General features: G+C 61.4%; 14 protein-coding genes. 10 read left to right on the forward strand and 4 right to left on the reverse strand.

From position 1 onward, the window contains the following. Positions 1-8 precede the first annotated feature (8 nt). From JDW18_RS02105 to hemE, 4 genes are all read right to left on the reverse strand, one after another. Positions 9-953, reverse strand: a complete 945-nt coding sequence (locus JDW18_RS02105) for a transposase (protein ID WP_218242117.1) — start codon at positions 951-953, stop codon at positions 9-11. A gap of 225 nt (positions 954-1,178) precedes the next feature. Continuing rightward, positions 1,179-2,297 (reverse strand): asparaginase, encoded by a 1,119-nt coding sequence (locus tag JDW18_RS02110; protein ID WP_218242118.1) that lies wholly within the window; start codon positions 2,295-2,297, stop codon positions 1,179-1,181. 195 nt (positions 2,298-2,492) lie between these two features. After that, on the reverse strand, positions 2,493-4,673 hold the full coding sequence (priA, locus tag JDW18_RS02115) for a replication restart helicase PriA (RefSeq protein ID WP_218242119.1): 2,181 nt from the start codon (positions 4,671-4,673) through the stop codon (positions 2,493-2,495). 648 nt (positions 4,674-5,321) lie between these two features. Beyond that, on the reverse strand, positions 5,322-6,431 hold the full coding sequence (gene hemE / locus JDW18_RS02120) for a uroporphyrinogen decarboxylase (protein ID WP_218242120.1): 1,110 nt from the start codon (positions 6,429-6,431) through the stop codon (positions 5,322-5,324). Between the two features lie 196 nt (positions 6,432-6,627). Between hemE and JDW18_RS02125 the strand changes: the two genes are divergently transcribed. From JDW18_RS02125 to JDW18_RS02170, 10 genes are all read left to right on the forward strand, one after another. Further along, positions 6,628-7,428 (forward strand): enoyl-CoA hydratase-related protein, encoded by an 801-nt coding sequence (locus tag JDW18_RS02125; protein WP_218242121.1) that lies wholly within the window; start codon positions 6,628-6,630, stop codon positions 7,426-7,428. Between the two features lie 14 nt (positions 7,429-7,442). Continuing rightward, on the forward strand, positions 7,443-7,877 hold the full coding sequence (gene paaI / locus JDW18_RS02130; protein ID WP_218242122.1) for a hydroxyphenylacetyl-CoA thioesterase PaaI: 435 nt from the start codon (positions 7,443-7,445) through the stop codon (positions 7,875-7,877). A 13-nt stretch (positions 7,878-7,890) separates the two neighbouring features. Then, on the forward strand, positions 7,891-9,189 hold the full coding sequence (gene paaK / locus JDW18_RS02135) for a phenylacetate--CoA ligase PaaK (protein WP_218242123.1): 1,299 nt from the start codon (positions 7,891-7,893) through the stop codon (positions 9,187-9,189). Positions 9,190-9,202: 13 nt separating this feature from the next. After that, a complete protein-coding gene (gene paaA, locus JDW18_RS02140; RefSeq protein WP_218242124.1) occupies positions 9,203-10,216 on the forward strand; it encodes a 1,2-phenylacetyl-CoA epoxidase subunit PaaA in 1,014 nt (337 codons plus the stop codon). A gap of 25 nt (positions 10,217-10,241) precedes the next feature. Further along, the gene (gene paaB / locus JDW18_RS02145) at positions 10,242-10,550 is read left to right on the forward strand and encodes a 1,2-phenylacetyl-CoA epoxidase subunit PaaB (RefSeq protein ID WP_218242125.1); all 309 of its coding nucleotides are present in this window, start codon (positions 10,242-10,244) and stop codon (positions 10,548-10,550) included. A gap of 10 nt (positions 10,551-10,560) precedes the next feature. Continuing rightward, entirely contained in the window at positions 10,561-11,328 is a 768-nt protein-coding gene (gene paaC / locus JDW18_RS02150; RefSeq protein ID WP_218242126.1) for a 1,2-phenylacetyl-CoA epoxidase subunit PaaC, read from the forward strand. Further along, positions 11,328-11,879 (forward strand): 1,2-phenylacetyl-CoA epoxidase subunit PaaD, encoded by a 552-nt coding sequence (gene paaD, locus JDW18_RS02155; RefSeq protein WP_218242127.1) that lies wholly within the window; start codon positions 11,328-11,330, stop codon positions 11,877-11,879. Before paaC ends, paaD begins: the two co-directional genes overlap by 1 nt. A 17-nt stretch (positions 11,880-11,896) precedes the next feature. Further along, a complete protein-coding gene (paaE, locus tag JDW18_RS02160; protein ID WP_218242128.1) occupies positions 11,897-12,979 on the forward strand; it encodes a 1,2-phenylacetyl-CoA epoxidase subunit PaaE in 1,083 nt (360 codons plus the stop codon). Positions 12,980-13,052: 73 nt separating this feature from the next. Then, positions 13,053-13,700 carry a TetR/AcrR family transcriptional regulator gene (locus JDW18_RS02165; protein ID WP_218242129.1) on the forward strand — a complete coding sequence of 216 codons (648 nt, stop codon included), beginning with the start codon at positions 13,053-13,055 and terminating at the stop codon, positions 13,698-13,700. A 133-nt stretch (positions 13,701-13,833) separates the two neighbouring features. Then, the gene (locus tag JDW18_RS02170) at positions 13,834-14,982 is read left to right on the forward strand and encodes an ABC transporter substrate-binding protein (RefSeq protein ID WP_218242130.1); all 1,149 of its coding nucleotides are present in this window, start codon (positions 13,834-13,836) and stop codon (positions 14,980-14,982) included. The last annotated feature ends 36 nt before the right edge of the window (positions 14,983-15,018 follow it).

Consider the following 15,018-nt stretch of genomic DNA (forward strand, 5'->3'; position numbering starts at 1 on the left):
GTTTCGCGTCAAGCAGTTTTCGGCAGCAATTGCTCGGGGTTGAACACCGTATTGCCTCGCCAAACAGCAAGGGCCACTCGAAGCAGCTTACGCCCCAAGATCACCATCGACTCTGTCGTTGAGAAGCCCTTAGCGCGAATATGCGCATAAAGCGGCTTGAGCGCTTTGCTGTGGCTGGCAGCGAATGCGGCCAGATACATCTGCCTGCGCAGCAAGGCTGGGCCTCGTTTGCTTAAACGCCTCCTCCCACGCTTTGTGCCAGAGTCATTGGCACGAGGGTCCAGCCCGCTATAGGCAACCAGTGCGTCCGAGTTGGCAAAGTGCAGGCGACTTAAAAGCTCTGTCAGCAGTGCACTGGTTTGTGGGCCAATCCCTGTAATCGACTGCAGTCGCTGGCAGCCTTGGTGCATGGCGTCGTCACTGGAGATCAGGTGCACAACCTGCTCATCAATGGCCTGCAGCAGGGCTTTGAACGATTCCATCAAGTGCACCATCTGCGGCCCGGGTAAGTCAACCGCCTTGAGCGTCTGCTTCAAGGCTGCCTGGTGCGCGCTAAGCTGCGCACGTCGAGTCAGCAAGAGATGGAGCTGCTGCTGAACGGGTGTGCCAGGCTGCCAGGGATACAGGCTTTGAACATGCTCCTGCAGATAGCGCCGAATCACCACGCAGTCCAGAGCATCGCTTTTAGCCCTGGCGCCCAGTGCCTTGGCATAAAAGAACACATCCCGGGCATTGAGCACATACACATTCAGCCCTGCTTGCAAAGCCAGTTGTGCGAGCAGCAAGTGGTAGCGCCCTGTAGATTCCATGGCGACAGAGCAATCTTGGGGTAACGAGGCCAACCAGCGCATGATCGCAGATGTGTCATTGGTCACGCTCACGGCAGCTTGATCGCCAACGCTGATGACCAACTCCGCTTTGGAGACATCCACTCCGATAAAGGTCGTTTGCATAACAGCACCTCCAACAAAGACAATGGCTTGTCGGGGTGCCTGTTCCACCTACGTGCGTTGGCTTGCCTTCAGATCGGCAGTCACGCAGCCTGATGGCTACGTGCTGCTCAGTTCCTTATCGACGCTATGAGGTGGGGTGGGAGGGATCTAACTCAGTCGGTCTGCGCAAACAGCCGATAGCGACTCTTGTCCCTCACCCCGACACCGTAAACATACAAGCGGCTCTTAATACTCCATAAACATCCGCTGCAGCTCCGCCGTGCTCGCACCCTTGGTCAGCGCCAGCATGGTCAGCAGGCGGGCTTTTTCGGGGCGCATGTCGTGGGCCACGACCCAGTCGTACTTGTCATCAGGCTGCTCGGCATTGCGCAGCACAAAGCCGTAGGGCACGCGCGATGAGCGCACGATCAGCACGCCTTTGCCACGGGCGTCCTGCAGCGGCTTGACCATGCGGTCGGCCACCGAGCCGTTGCCCGTGCCGGCGTGGATGATGGCCTTGGCACCGGCATCCACCAGCGCGTTCACGGCGGTGGGCTGGACGCTGCCGTAGGCGTAGACGATGTCCACCTGGGGCAGCTTGTCGATGTTGTCGATATTGAATTCGGAGTTGTTGGTGTGGCGCTTGGCGGGGGCGCGGAACCAGTAGTTCTTGCCTTCGACGACCATGCCCAGCGGGCCCCACTGGCTGTGAAAGGCGCTGGTCTGGATGTTGATGTCCTTGTTCACATCGCGGGCGGTGTTGATTTCATCATTCATGGTGACGAAAACGCCTTTGCCGCGTGCATCCTTGGATCCTGCCACGCTGACGGCGTTGAGCAGGTTCAGCGCACCATCGGCCGACAGGGCGGTGCCGGGGCGCATGCTGCCGACGACGGCGATGGGCTTGTCGGTGTGCACGGTCAGGCTCAGGAAGTAGGCGGTTTCGGCCAGCGTGTCGGTGCCGTGGGTGATGACAATGCCATCCACATCGGGCTGCTTGGCCAGTTGCGAGACGCGCTTGGCAAGGGTCAGCAGGTTGTCGTTGGTAAAGCTCTCGGAGGCGATCTGAAAGACTTGTTCGCCGCGCACATTGGCGGTGTTGGCCAGCTCGGGCAGGCCGGCCAGCAGCTTGTCCACAGGCACTTTGGCGGCGGTGTAGGTGGCGCTGTTGACGGTAGAGGCCCCTGCGCCCGCAATGGTGCCGCCCGTGGCCAGCACGACGACATTGGGCTTGGCGGTCTGCGCCTTGGCGGTTGCTGCGGCTGGGGATGCATCTTGCGCCAGCGCTGCGCCGGGGGCAGACATGAGGCCCAGAACGGCAATGGTGGCGGCCAGCAGTGTCTGGCGGAAAGCTTGTTTTTGCATGAAGTAGTGCTCCGATGTGAAAGAAGCCGGTCTCTTGTGGAGCCGGGGTTCACACCATGCAATAGCCATGCCGGGCTGCCCATTCGCGCAAATCCCGATGGTGGCAGAAATGCCGCAGGGTCAGTCCTGATTTGATAGCTTTCAGCGCTTGTTAAATAAGGGCTTTAGGCCTGAAAGACTTGATTTTGTAACGGCTTAGATGCTCAGCGGGTCCACATCCACCAGCCAACGCACCAGCGGGCGATGCTCAGGCAGGCCGCGCAGCCAGTGCAGATATTGCTGCCAGGCGTTCAGAAAGCGCAGCAGGGCGCTGCGGTTGCTGGCTTCCAGCAGCATCTGGGCACGTTCCACATTGGCCACGCGCTGCACGGCCATGGGTATGGGCGGGTAGATGAAAACCTCGTCCAGATAGGGCAGGTTCGCATCGCGGGCGACCTGGGTCGCTGCGCTCAGAAAAGCCTGGGCGGCTTCCTGCGTGCGGGCATCGGCACGCACGATGGCCTGGAAGGCATAGGGCGGCATGCCTGCGTCTCGCCGCTCCTGCAGTTGCTGGCGGGCAAAGGCCGGGTAGTCGTGCTGGCGCAGCGCGGTATAGACGGCGTTTTGCGGGTCGTAGGTCTGAATCCACATCTCCGGGTGGCTGCCTTGCGCTTTGACGTACTGCGCATCGCGCCCGGCGCGGCCTGCGGCTTGCATCAGCAGGCAGAACAATCGCTCTGGCGCACGGTAGTCGCTGGAGTACAGCGCGCTGTCGGGCTGCACGGCGGCCACCAGTGTGATGCGGCGAAAGTCATGGCCCTTGGCCACCATCTGGGTGCCGACCAGCACATCCACATCGCCCGCGTGCACCTGGGCTAACTGCTCTTCAAGGCTGCCCTTGGCCTTGGTGGTGTCGGCATCGATACGGGCCACACGAGCCGGGTCGCCGTCGGGGCGCTGCACATTGCGCAGCAGGCGCTCCAGCTCTTCCTGCAGTTGCTCGGTGCCCTTGCCCAGCGGCAGGATGTCGGGGTTGCCGCAACTGGGGCAGGCAAAGGGTACGCGCTGCGTAAAGCCGCAGTGGTGGCAGCGCAGCGTGCGGTCGCCCTTGTGAAAGACCTGGTGGGCGCTGCAGTGTGGGCAGTCGCTTTTCCAGTTGCAGTCGGCGCAAAACAGCACGGGCGCAAAACCTCGGCGGTTGAGCAGAACCAGGCTTTGCTCGCCGCGCTGCACGCGTTCGGTAATGGCGGCAATCAGCGGAGGTGAGAACACGGCCTTGCGTGGTTGCTGCGTCATATCCACCAGACGCACCCTGGGCAGCGAGGCTGCACCAATGCGGCTGGGCATATTCAGGCGCAGGTAGCGGCCCACATCGCGGTCGCTGGCGTGCCAGCTCTCCAGCGACGGCGTGGCGCTGCCCAGAATCACTTTGGCCCCGCTGTCGCGCCCGCGCCAGAGGGCCAGATCGCGGGCCGAATAGCGCGCGCCTTCCTGCTGCTTGTAGCTGGCGTCATGTTCTTCATCCACCACGATCAGCATCAGCTGCGGCAGGCTGGCAAAAATCGCCATGCGCGTGCCCAGCACAATGCGGGCGCGGCCGGTGTGGGCGGCCAGCCAGCTTTTCAGGCGCTGCGGGTTGGTCATGCCGCTGTGCATGCTCACAACAGCTTCCTTGCCGTACTGGGGCACAAAACGGGCCACAAAGCGCTCTTCCAGCTGGGGTGTGAGATTGATCTCGGGCACCATCACCAGCGCCTGGGCTGCGGGGTTGGCATCCAGCACAGCCTGCACGGCCCGCAGATAGACCTCGGTCTTGCCGCTGCCGGTGCTGCCGTACAGCAGGAACGGGCCGGGTTCTTGCTCAATTTGTGCAAAAACCGTGGATTGTTCTGCGCTGAGTGCTACTAATTCAGGAGTTTTGAGCGCTTCTGCAGGGGGCGCGGATGGTTCTGCGGTGGCCTGGGCCTCGTCTGCCACTGCTGCCGCCTGAGCTTTCCGGGGCTTGCTGGTCTTGGCCTTGGGGGCTTTGGGTGGGGCCAGCCGGCGCTCCAACTGCTCGGGTGTCATATCGCGCAGCTGCGGGGGCAGGGCCGTCACCGCAATTTCGCCCACGCTGCGCTGGTAGTAATGCGCGGCAAAGGCCACCAGCCGCCGCCAGCCGGGGGTGAGCGGCGCAATGCCCTGCAGCACCGCCGTAATGCTGCGCAGCTCCACCCCCTCAGGCAGGGCCAGCGGGGCGGGCGGCGCATCCCAGACCACGCCCAGCAGCTCTCGCGTGCCCAGCGGCACGCGCACCAGCGTGCCGGGTGGCAAGGGCTCATCGCTGCGGTAGCTCAGCAACTCGCCCACGGCGCTATGGGCGGGCGTCTGAACGGCGACGTTGACGATGTGGTTCATGCGTGGGGAAAGGGGCGAGGCGCTGGCAGCCAGCAGGAGGAGGCAATAGATCTATAGCAGATTTTGATGCTGCTGCAGGCTTTGCGGCTTGTGGATAACTTTGTGGGGGAAATTTCCGCAGAGCGCTCATGAAGACTATCGGGGCCGCAGGGTTGTTTTGCTTTCTCTCAAAGCGAGAACTTGAAAATATAAATAAAACAATAACTTATTTAAACTTTCTGGTGGCCTGTGGTGCATGGAAAGCTGGCTTTCACCCACAACCCTGCTTGTGCACATCTGTGCATAAATGAGCGGGAGGGGGCTGTCAAGGCCGAAGCTCCCTAGACCTAAATGTGTCTAAATTCTTTTGTAAAGACGATAACTCGCTAAGAAAATAGCGCTAATGCATGCTGTGGCCTTGCTTTGCAAGCACTCATGCCTTGTTTTTGTGGATAACTTGCAGCGAGTTTTCCTGCGGCGGAAAAAATAAAAAAATCGTGAAAGTTTGTCTGAGCCTCTGAAATCTGTGATTTCAGAAAAATATCAAAATAAATCAATGGTTTGAATGAATTTGCGCGACATCTGCAGCCGCAAATGTCGCGCAATAACCATTTCTGAGTCTTGGGTTAAATCAAGGGTAAACCCTTGAATTTAACCTCAAAGAAGGTCTCAGGCGCGCAGCTTGCGCGAGTGGCTGTGCACGGCTTCCACCAGTGCGGCCACATGCTCGGGCGGGGTGAACTGGCTGATGCCGTGGCCCAGGTTGAAGATGTGGGTGGGGCCGGTGGTGGTCTTGTCGGTGTGGGGCTTGCCAAAGCTGTCCAGCACGGCGCGGGCCTGTGCGGCCACTTGTTCAGGCTGGGCAAACAGCACATTGGGGTCGATATTGCCTTGCAGCGCCTTGCCGGGGCCGCCGACTTCACCGCCCACAATGGCGCGGGCTTTGCCCAGGTTGGCCGTCCAGTCCAGACCCAGCACTTCGCAGTCCAGCGCATTCATGTCCTGCAGCCAGATGCCGCCGCCCTTGGTGAACACGATACGGGGCACATCGGTGCCATCCACGCCGGTGCGTTTGAGCTGGGCCAGCACGCGCTTGGTGTAGGCCAGGCTGAACTGCTGGAACATGCCGTCGGCCAGTACGCCGCCCCAGCTGTCAAAAATCATCACGGCCTGTGCGCCAGCGTCGATCTGGGCGTTCAGATAGGCGGCCACGCTGTCGGCGTTGACTTCCAGAATGCGGTGCATCAGGTCGGGGCGCGAGTACATCAGCGACTTGACGGTGCGGTAGTCGTCGCTGCCCTTGCCTTCGGTCATGTAGCAGGCCAGCGTCCAGGGGCTGCCCGAGAAGCCGATCAGCGGCACGCGGCCATTGAGCGCCTTGCGGATGCTGGTGACGGCATCGAACACATAGCGCAGCTTGTCCATATCGGGCACAGCCAGCGCAGCCACGGCGGCTTCATCGCGCACGACCTTGGCAAAACGGGGGCCTTCGCCTTCGGCAAACGACAGGCCCAGACCCATGGCATCCGGCACGGTCAGGATGTCGCTGAACAGAATGGCGGCGTCCAGCGGAAAGCGCTCTAGCGGCTGCAGCGTCACTTCGGTGGCGTAGTCCACATTCGTGGCCAGGCCCATGAAGCTGCCAGCCTTGGCGCGGGTGGCCTTGTACTCGGGCAGGTAACGGCCCGCCTGGCGCATCAGCCACAGGGGCGTGTAGTCAGTAGCCTGGCGACGGCATGCGCGCAGGAAGGTGTCATTGGTCAGGGGGGCGAAACTCATGCCTTGATTGTCGCCCACTCTGGCTTTTGTATTCAGCACAATCCCGAGCAGCAATGCACACCTCTATGGCTTGATGTCGTGGCGAAGAACCCTCAAGGGTTTTCATGGGTGTAAGCACTCGCAGGGCAGGAATATTATTTGCCGACCAATCGGTAAATTCTGTTTGTTCAGTCGTTCCCCTGTCACAGGAGTGAGCATGTCCGAGCCCCTTGTTCTGGTCGATCATCGCGGTGCCATCTGCACCTTGACGTTGAACCGCCCGCAGGCCCTCAACAGCCTGACGCAGGCAATGCATGTGGAGCTGATGGCCGCCTTGCGTGCCGCTGCTGCAAATTCAGGAGTGCGCTGCGTTGTATTGATGGGCGCTGGACGCGGATTCTGTGCAGGACAGGATCTGGCCGATGAAGGCGCGGCCCCCGCTCCCGCGGGCCAGCCACCCACCGATCTGAGTGTGCTGATCGAGCGCCACTACAAACCGCTGTGCCTGCAGCTGCGCAGCATGCCGGTGCCTGTCATTGCTGCGGTCAACGGCGTGGCGGCTGGCGCCGGTGCCAATCTGGCCCTGTGCTGCGATCTGGTGGTGGCAGCCGAGTCGGCCAACTTCATTCAGGCATTCACCAAAATTGGCTTGCTGCCCGACAGCGGCGGCACCTGGCTGCTGCCGCGCCTCGTGGGCCGCCAGCGTGCGCTGGGCCTGGCCCTGCTGGGCGACAAGCTCTCGGCCCACGATGCCGAGGCCATGGGCCTGATCTGGAAAGCGCTGCCGGATGCGGGCTTTCAGCTCTCGGTGGCGGATATGGCCGCCAAGCTGGCCGCCATGCCTGTTCAGGCATTGATTGCCACCCGCAGCGCCATTGATGCGGCCCAGCACCTGAGCTTTGAAGAGTCGCTGACGCTGGAAGCGCAGACGCAAAAGAAGCTGGGCTCGGCCCACGACTATCTGGAAGGCGTTTCGGCCTTCATGACCAAGCGCGCCCCTGTGTTCAGCGACCGTTGAAGGAAGGCCGACCCATGACTCCTCAACAAACCGCAGAACTGGTGCGCGATGGCATGTTCGCCCGCGACCGCGCGGCGCAAAGCCTGGCCATGCGCATCACCCACATCGCGCCCGGCGAAGCCACGATAGAAATGGCTGTGCGGGGCGACATGCTCAACGGCTTTGACACCTGCCACGGCGGCTACATCACCACGCTGGGCGACACCGCGTTTGCCTATGCCTGCAACACGCGCAACGAGATGACGGTGGCATCTGGTCTGGCGGTGGAATTTGTGGCCCCTGGCCGCCCCGGCGATGTGCTGGTGGCCGAAGCCAAAGAGCTTTCACAGGCCGGGCGCACAGGTGTTTACGACGTGACGATTCGCAATCAGCAAGGCCAGCTGATTGCGCTGTTTCGCGGCAAGTCCTATTCCATGAAGGGCAAGCCTACTGTGCCCCCACAGGCCTGAAGAGGTAACCACCATGAATGCCAGAACCCCTGCTGCGCTGGATGCGATCGAAACCGCCAGCCGTGATGAAATTGAAGCGCTGCAGCTGCAGCGCCTGCGCTGGACGGTGCAGCACGCCTATGACAACGTGCCGCATTACCGCAAAGCCTTTGACGCCAAAGGCGTGCACCCGTCGGACCTGAAAACGCTGGCTGATATTGCCAAGTTCCCCTTCACCACCAAGAAGGACTTGCGCGACAACTACCCGTTTGGTCTGTTTGCCGTACCGCGTGAGCAGATCACGCGCATCCATGCCTCCAGCGGCACCACGGGCAAGCCCACGGTGGTGGGCTACACCAAGAAAGACATCGACGTCTGGGCCGATCTGGTGGCGCGCTCCATTCGCGCTGCGGGCGGCAAGGCGGGCGACATGATTCATGTGGCCTATGGCTACGGTCTGTTCACCGGCGGGCTGGGTGCGCACTATGGGGCCGAGCGTGCGGGCTGCACCGTCATCCCCATGTCGGGCGGGCAGACCGAAAAGCAGGTGCAGCTGATTACGGACTTCAAGCCCGACATCATCATGGTCACGCCCTCGTACATGCAGGTCATCATCGAGGAAATGCAGCGCCAGGGCATGGACCCTGCGAAAAGTTCGCTGCGTATTGGCATCTTTGGCGCAGAGCCCTGGACTGAGGCCATGCGCCAGGAACTGCAGACCAAGGGCGGGCTGAGTGCGGTGGATATCTACGGCCTGTCTGAAGTGATGGGGCCGGGCGTGGCCAGCGAATGTGTGGAAACCCAGGATGGCCCGGTCATCTGGGAAGACCACTTTCTGGCCGAAATCATTGACCCGGACACGGGTGAAGTGCTGCCCGACGGAGCAGAGGGTGAACTGGTCTTCACCTCGCTTTCCAAAGAGGCCATGCCCATCATTCGCTACCGCACGCGAGACCTCACGCGGCTGCTGCCGCCCACGGCGCGGTCCTTTAGGCGCATGGGCAAGATCGTGGGCCGCTCGGACGACATGCTCATCATCCGCGGCGTCAATGTTTTCCCCACGCAGATTGAAGAGATCGTGCTGCAAAACGAGCAGCTCTCCGGTCAGTACCAGATTGTGGTGACGCGCGACGGCAATATGGACCAGGTCGCAGTGCGCTGCGAGCTGCAGCCCGGCAGTGCCGGCGAAAAGCAGCAACTGGCCGAGTGGGTGCAGCAGCGCATCAAGACCATGATCGGCATCAGCACGGCGGTTGAAGTGCTGGGCAGTGATTCCATAGAGCGCACGCTGGTGGGCAAGGCCCGCCGCGTGATTGACAAGCGTTCCCGTTAAGGAGGGTTGCACCATGTACACCCAGGCTCTGGATTTGATGGCCAAGGAAGGCAAGACGGAAGCTCCTGTATTGCGCAGCGCCGAAGAGGTGCAGTTGCAAGAGCGCTTTGATGCACGCATTGATGCGGGCGACTTCATCGAAGCCAAGGACTGGATGCCCGACCATTACCGCAAGACTTTGCTGCGCCAGATCAGCCAGCACGCGCATTCGGAAATCGTCGGCATGCTGCCCGAAGGCAACTGGATTACGCGGGCCCCCACGCTCAAGCGCAAGGCCATTTTGCTGGCCAAGGTGCAGGATGAAGGCGGCCACGGCCTGTATCTGTATGCCGCCGCAGAAACATTGGGTACCAGCCGCGATCAGATGTTTGATGCGCTGCACACCGGCAAGGCCAAGTACAGCTCCATCTTCAACTACCCCACGCTGAGCTGGGCCGACATGGGTGTCATTGGCTGGCTGGTCGATGGCGCGGCCATCATGAACCAGGTGCCGATTTGCCGCTGCTCCTATGCGCCCTATGCCCGTGCCATGGTGCGCATCTGCCGCGAAGAAAGCTTTCACCAGCGCCAGGGCTTTGACAGCCTGATGGTGATGATGAAGCAGGGCACGCAGGCGCAAAAAGACATGGTGCAGGAGGCCGTCAACCGCTGGTGGTGGCCCACGCTGATGATGTTTGGCCCCACCGATGACCAGTCGCCCAACTCCGCGCAGTCCATGCGCTGGGGCATCAAGCGCATCAGCAATGACGATTTGCGCCAGAAGTTTGTTGATGCCTCGCAGGAGCAGGCCCAGGTGCTGGGTGTGAGCTTCCCCGACCCCGACCTGCGCTGGAACGAAGAGCGCCAGCACTACGACTTTGGCGCCATTGACTGGGACGAGTTCTGGCGCGTGGTGGGCGGCGACGGCCCCTGCAACCGCGAACGCCTGGCCGCCCGCGTCAACGCCTGGGAAGACGGCGCCTGGGTGCGCGAAGCCGCGCTGGCCCACGCCGCAAAGCACAGCGAAGCCCCGCGCAAGCAGGCCTGAATCGATCTGAATAACGGAGCCCACCATGAGCACAGCCCCCGAAAATCAATCTCGCAACGAATGGCCGCTGTGGGAAGTCTTTGTTCGCAGCAAAGCCGGTCTGGACCACAAGCACTGCGGCAGTCTGCACGCGGCCGACGCGGCCATGGCCATCCAGATGGCGCGTGACGTCTACACCCGCCGCCAGGAAGGCACCAGCATCTGGGTGGTGCCCTCGGCGCAGATTGTGGCCAGCGACCCGGGCGACAAGGATATGTACTTCGACCCTGCGCAGGACAAGGTGTACCGCCACCCTTCGTTCTATCAGCTGCCCCACGCCGTCAACCACATGTGAGGAGGGCGCCATGCAACACAGCATCACCTTGCAGGACGACCTGACCCAGCAATACCTGCTGCGCATCGGCGATACCTGCCTGATTCTGGGGCAGCGCATTGCCGAATGGGCGGGGCATGCTCCTGTTTTGGAAGAAGACATTGCGCTCTCCAACATGGCGCTGGACCTGATAGGTCAGGCCCGTGGCGTGCTCACGTTGGCAGGCAAGGCGTCTGGCCACGATGAAGACCAGCTGGCCTTTCTGCGCGAGGAACGCCACTACTACAACCCCACGCTGGTCGAGCTGCCACGCGGCGACTTCGCCTTTACCGTGCTGCGCAACACCATGGCGGCCACGCTGCTGGTGTTGCTGTGGGACGCGCTGCAAAAGTCCAGCAATGCAGAGCTGGCCGCCATTTCTGGCCAGGCCTTGAAGGAAGCGCGTTACCACCAGCAGCATGCAGCCGACTGGGTGGTGCGCCTGGGCGACGGCACGGATGAATCGCACCGCCGCGCACAGGCCGCGGTGGATGCGCTGTGGCGCTACACGCCTGAGCTGTTCAGCGGCGATGCGGTGGATCTGCATGCCGACAAGACCGGTCTGGGCCCCGCCTGGGGAGCTTTGCATCAACAGTGGCAAGCCCAGATGGATGCTGTGCTGCAAGCTGCAACTTTGGTAGCGCCCAAGGATTCGGCCTTTATCAGCACCGGCAAGCGCGGCGTGCATAGCGAGCACATGGGCTACATCCTGGCCGAGATGCAGCACCTGCAGCGTGCCTATCCGGGCGGAGTCTGGTGATGAGCGCCGCAGCCTCCATCGCTGAATCGCCACGTGTGCTGCAGGCCTGGGCCGTGCTGGCGCAGATTCCCGACCCGGAAGTGCCAGCTGTGACGCTGTGCGATCTGGGCATGGTGCGCTCGGTGCAGGAAAGCGGTGATGTGCTGGAAGTGGCTCTTACGCCCACCTACTCTGGATGTCCAGCTACGGAAATGATAGAGCAGAGCGTGGTGGATGGCTTGCAGAGCGCGGGCCTCGGTCCGGTACAGGTCAAGCTGCAGCGTGCCCCCGCATGGACTACGGACTGGATCACGCCTGAGGGCCGCGACAAGCTGCGTGCCTATGGCATTGCCCCACCCGGTGCCGTGCAGGCGCACGAGCCCATCACCCTGCGATTCATGCCGCGTGAGCAGTATCAGCAGCAACGCACAGCAGCCTCGGCCGAGATTGCCTGCCCGCGCTGCGGCAGTGTGCAGACCGAGCGTTTGTCCGCTTATGGATCGACGGCCTGCAAGTCGCTGTACCGCTGCGTGAGCTGCCACGAACCCTTCGAGTACTTCAAACCCATCTAGGCCAGCGAAAGAAGCCCATGAGTACCTTGTTTTACCCCCTGACGGTGCGCTCGGTGCAGCCTGATACGGCCGAGGCTGCCATTGTGAGTTTCGATGTGCCCGATGAACTGCGCGAGCAGTTTGCCTTCACCCAGGGCCAGTACCTGACGCTGCGCAGCGAGGTCGATGGGCAGGACCTGCGCCGCAGCTACTCCATCTGCGCGGGTGTGGATGACGGCCAGTTGCGCGTGGGCGTGCGCCGTGTGGATGGCGGTGCGTTTTCGAACTGGGTGCATGAGCAGCTCAAGGCTGGCGATCAGATTCAGGTCATGCCGCCGCAAGGGCGCTTCTTCATTCCTGTCGAGCCACAGGCGCAGCACCACTATCTGGCGGTGGCGGGCGGCAGCGGCATCACGCCCATTCTGTCCATCATCAAGACCGTGCTGGCGCGCGAGCCGGGCAGCCGCTTCACGCTGCTGTACGGCAACCGCAGCCTGCAGTCCACCATGTTCAAGGAAGAGCTGGACGACCTCAAGAACCGTTATCTGACGCGGCTGGTGCTGCACCATGTGTTCTCACGCGAGGAGACTGAGGCGCCGCTGAACATGGGGCGCATGAACCAGGCCAAGGTGGCCGATTTGCTCAAGGCCGTGGCGCCTGTGGCAGATCTGGATGCCGTCTTTGTCTGCGGGCCCTATCAGATGAATGACGAGGTGGAAGCCGCCTTGCTGGCCGCTGGCGTGCCCGCAGAACGCATTCATATCGAACGCTTTGGCGTGCTGCCCTCTGCGGGCGGCTCCGCAGGCGCGGCCAATCCGCGCAGTGAGCAGGATGCAAAGACAGCGCAGATCACACTGATTCGCGATGGGCTGACGCGCAGCTTCCCGTTCAAGGCGGCCCACGGCAATTTGCTGCAGGCGGCAGAAGCTGCGGGGCTGGAAGTGCCGTATTCCTGCACCTCGGGCGTGTGCGGCACCTGCCGCGCCAAATGCACGCAGGGCGAGGTGCGCATGGAGCGCAACTTTGCTCTCAACGCGCAGGAAGTCGCGCAGGGCTTTGTGCTGACCTGCCAGTGCCACCCTGTCAGCGCTTCGGTTACGCTATCGTTTGATGAGCGTTAAGCGTTCGTCATCAAATGGTTTCATGCAGAAACTGATCTGAAAGCATTGAAGAGAAAGCGCAAGGTGCTACGAAATGGCTAGAGGGCGAGCTGCCGGTTACGACGATCAGCGAGAGCAAATCCTGCAGCAGGCGGCAGCGCTGTTTGCGCGTCAGGGCTATGCGGCCACCAGCATGAACGAGGTGGCCCAGGCCTGCGGTCTGTCCAAACCGGCGATCTATCACTACTTTCGTGACAAATACGCGCTGCTGTTTGAAATCTGCAATACGCATCTCACGCGCCTGCTGGCGCTGGAGCAGGCGGCCAAGCAGTCAGCTCTGCAGACCCCGGGCGTCGATGCCGAGCAAAGCCTGCGCCAGTTGATTGCCAGTTTTGTCGAGGAATATGCGCTGTCCGCCCATGCCCATCGTGTGCTGACGGAAAGCGTGCGTTATCTGCAGGGCGACGACCTGCAACAGGTTTTGAACAAGGAGCGTGCGCTGGTGGCGGGCTTTAGCGCAACACTGGCGCAGATACGCCCTGACCTGGATGAGGCAGGGCTTTCCAAGGCCATCAGCATGCTGCTTTTTGGCATGATGAACTGGATGTTTACCTGGTTGCGCTCTGATGGTGCGTTGGATCAGGAGGCGATGGCTCAGCTGGTTGCGGACTTGTTTCTGGGTGGAATTGGGGAGGTAAAAACCCCGAGCCTGAAAGCTGAAAAAAAGCTGGCGCAAATATAGTTACCAAGATAAATTTCTGGCTTTGAGAGATTGAATATGTACCGAGGAACTGAACGGCCAACCCGATAAAAAAGCCGTCGTTCAAGGATATGCCCGCTGTGATTTTTGTGTGAACCACTTCAAGGAGACAAACATGAAGCGCATTGCAAAACTGGGTCTGGTAGCTGCCGCACTGGCTGCCGTATGGGGTACGGCCATGGCCGATATCACGGTGGGGGTGGTGGTGTCGGCCACAGGCCCTGCCGCATCGCTGGGCATTCCTGAAAAGAACACGGTGGCACTGATGCCCCAGACCATGGGAGGCCAGAAGGTCAATTATGTGATTCTGGATGACGCATCGGACACCACGGCGGCGGTCTCCAACACCCGCAAGCTCATCAGCGAAAACAAGGCCGACATCATCATCGGCTCCAGCACCACGCCCAACTCGCTGGCCATGATTGATGTAGTCTCTGAGAGCAAGACCCCCATGATTACGCTGGGCGCCTCGGCTCGCATCATCGAACCCATGGATGACAAAAAAAAGTGGGTCTTCAAGGTGCCGCAGAACGACAGCATGATGGCCGGCGCCATTGCCGACCACATGGCCAAGAGCGGTGTGAAGACAGTGGGCTTCATCGGCTTCAATGACGCCTACGGCGAAGGCTGGTTGCAGGAATTCAAGAAAGCCACCGAAGCCAAGGGCATCAAGCTGGTGGCAACAGAGGCGTTCTCGCGCACCGATACCTCGGTGACAGGACAGGCGCTCAAGATCATGGGCGCCAAGCCTGATGCGGTGCTGGTGGCGGGCTCTGGCACACCAGCAGCACTGCCTGAAAAGACGCTCAAGGAGCGCGGCTACAAGGGCAAGTACTACCAGACGCACGGCGTTGCCAACGCGGACTTCCTGCGTGTGGGCGGCAAGGATGTGGAAGGCACGCTGCTGCCCGCAGGCCCTGTGCTGGTGTCGCACCAGTTGCCTGACAGCCACCCTGTGAAGAAGACGGCCGTGTCCTATGTGGACAGCTATGAAGCCAAATATGGCAAGGGCAGCGCAGCGACCTTCGGAGGTCACAGCTGGGATGCTGGCAAGGTGCTGGAAGCAGCTGTGCCCGCGGCGCTGAAGAAAGCACAGCCCGGCACACCAGAGTTCCGCGCTGCACTGCGCGATGCGCTGGAGCAGACCAAGGGCGTGGCGGGCGCGCATGGCGTCTTCACCATGTCGCCTACAGACCACCTGGGCATCCAGAACGGTGTGGTCATGGTCAAGATCGAAAACGGTACCTGGAAGTACCAGCCCTAAGTTCGTCTAGCTCCTCTCATCTCGTCCTGCGAATGC

Source organism: Comamonas fluminis, assembly GCF_019186805.1.
GTDB classification, from domain to species: Bacteria; Pseudomonadota; Gammaproteobacteria; order Burkholderiales; family Burkholderiaceae_C; genus Comamonas; species Comamonas fluminis.

Coding starts and splice junctions, on each gene's coding strand:
- paaI (WP_218242122.1), top strand. CDS start 7,443: ATGACTCCTCAACAAACCGCAGAACTGGTGCGCGATGGCATGTTCGCC.
- paaC (WP_218242126.1), top strand. CDS start 10,561: ATGCAACACAGCATCACCTTGCAGGACGACCTGACCCAGCAATACCTG.
- paaD (WP_218242127.1), top strand. CDS start 11,328: ATGAGCGCCGCAGCCTCCATCGCTGAATCGCCACGTGTGCTGCAGGCC.
- JDW18_RS02165 (WP_218242129.1), top strand. CDS start 13,053: ATGGCTAGAGGGCGAGCTGCCGGTTACGACGATCAGCGAGAGCAAATC.
- JDW18_RS02125 (WP_218242121.1), top strand. CDS start 6,628: ATGTCCGAGCCCCTTGTTCTGGTCGATCATCGCGGTGCCATCTGCACC.
- paaB (WP_218242125.1), top strand. CDS start 10,242: ATGAGCACAGCCCCCGAAAATCAATCTCGCAACGAATGGCCGCTGTGG.
- paaK (WP_218242123.1), top strand. CDS start 7,891: ATGAATGCCAGAACCCCTGCTGCGCTGGATGCGATCGAAACCGCCAGC.
- hemE (WP_218242120.1), bottom strand. CDS start 6,431: ATGAGTTTCGCCCCCCTGACCAATGACACCTTCCTGCGCGCATGCCGT.
- priA (WP_218242119.1), bottom strand. CDS start 4,673: ATGAACCACATCGTCAACGTCGCCGTTCAGACGCCCGCCCATAGCGCC.
- paaE (WP_218242128.1), top strand. CDS start 11,897: ATGAGTACCTTGTTTTACCCCCTGACGGTGCGCTCGGTGCAGCCTGAT.
- JDW18_RS02170 (WP_218242130.1), top strand. CDS start 13,834: ATGAAGCGCATTGCAAAACTGGGTCTGGTAGCTGCCGCACTGGCTGCC.
- JDW18_RS02110 (WP_218242118.1), bottom strand. CDS start 2,297: ATGCAAAAACAAGCTTTCCGCCAGACACTGCTGGCCGCCACCATTGCC.
- JDW18_RS02105 (WP_218242117.1), bottom strand. CDS start 953: ATGCAAACGACCTTTATCGGAGTGGATGTCTCCAAAGCGGAGTTGGTC.
- paaA (WP_218242124.1), top strand. CDS start 9,203: ATGTACACCCAGGCTCTGGATTTGATGGCCAAGGAAGGCAAGACGGAA.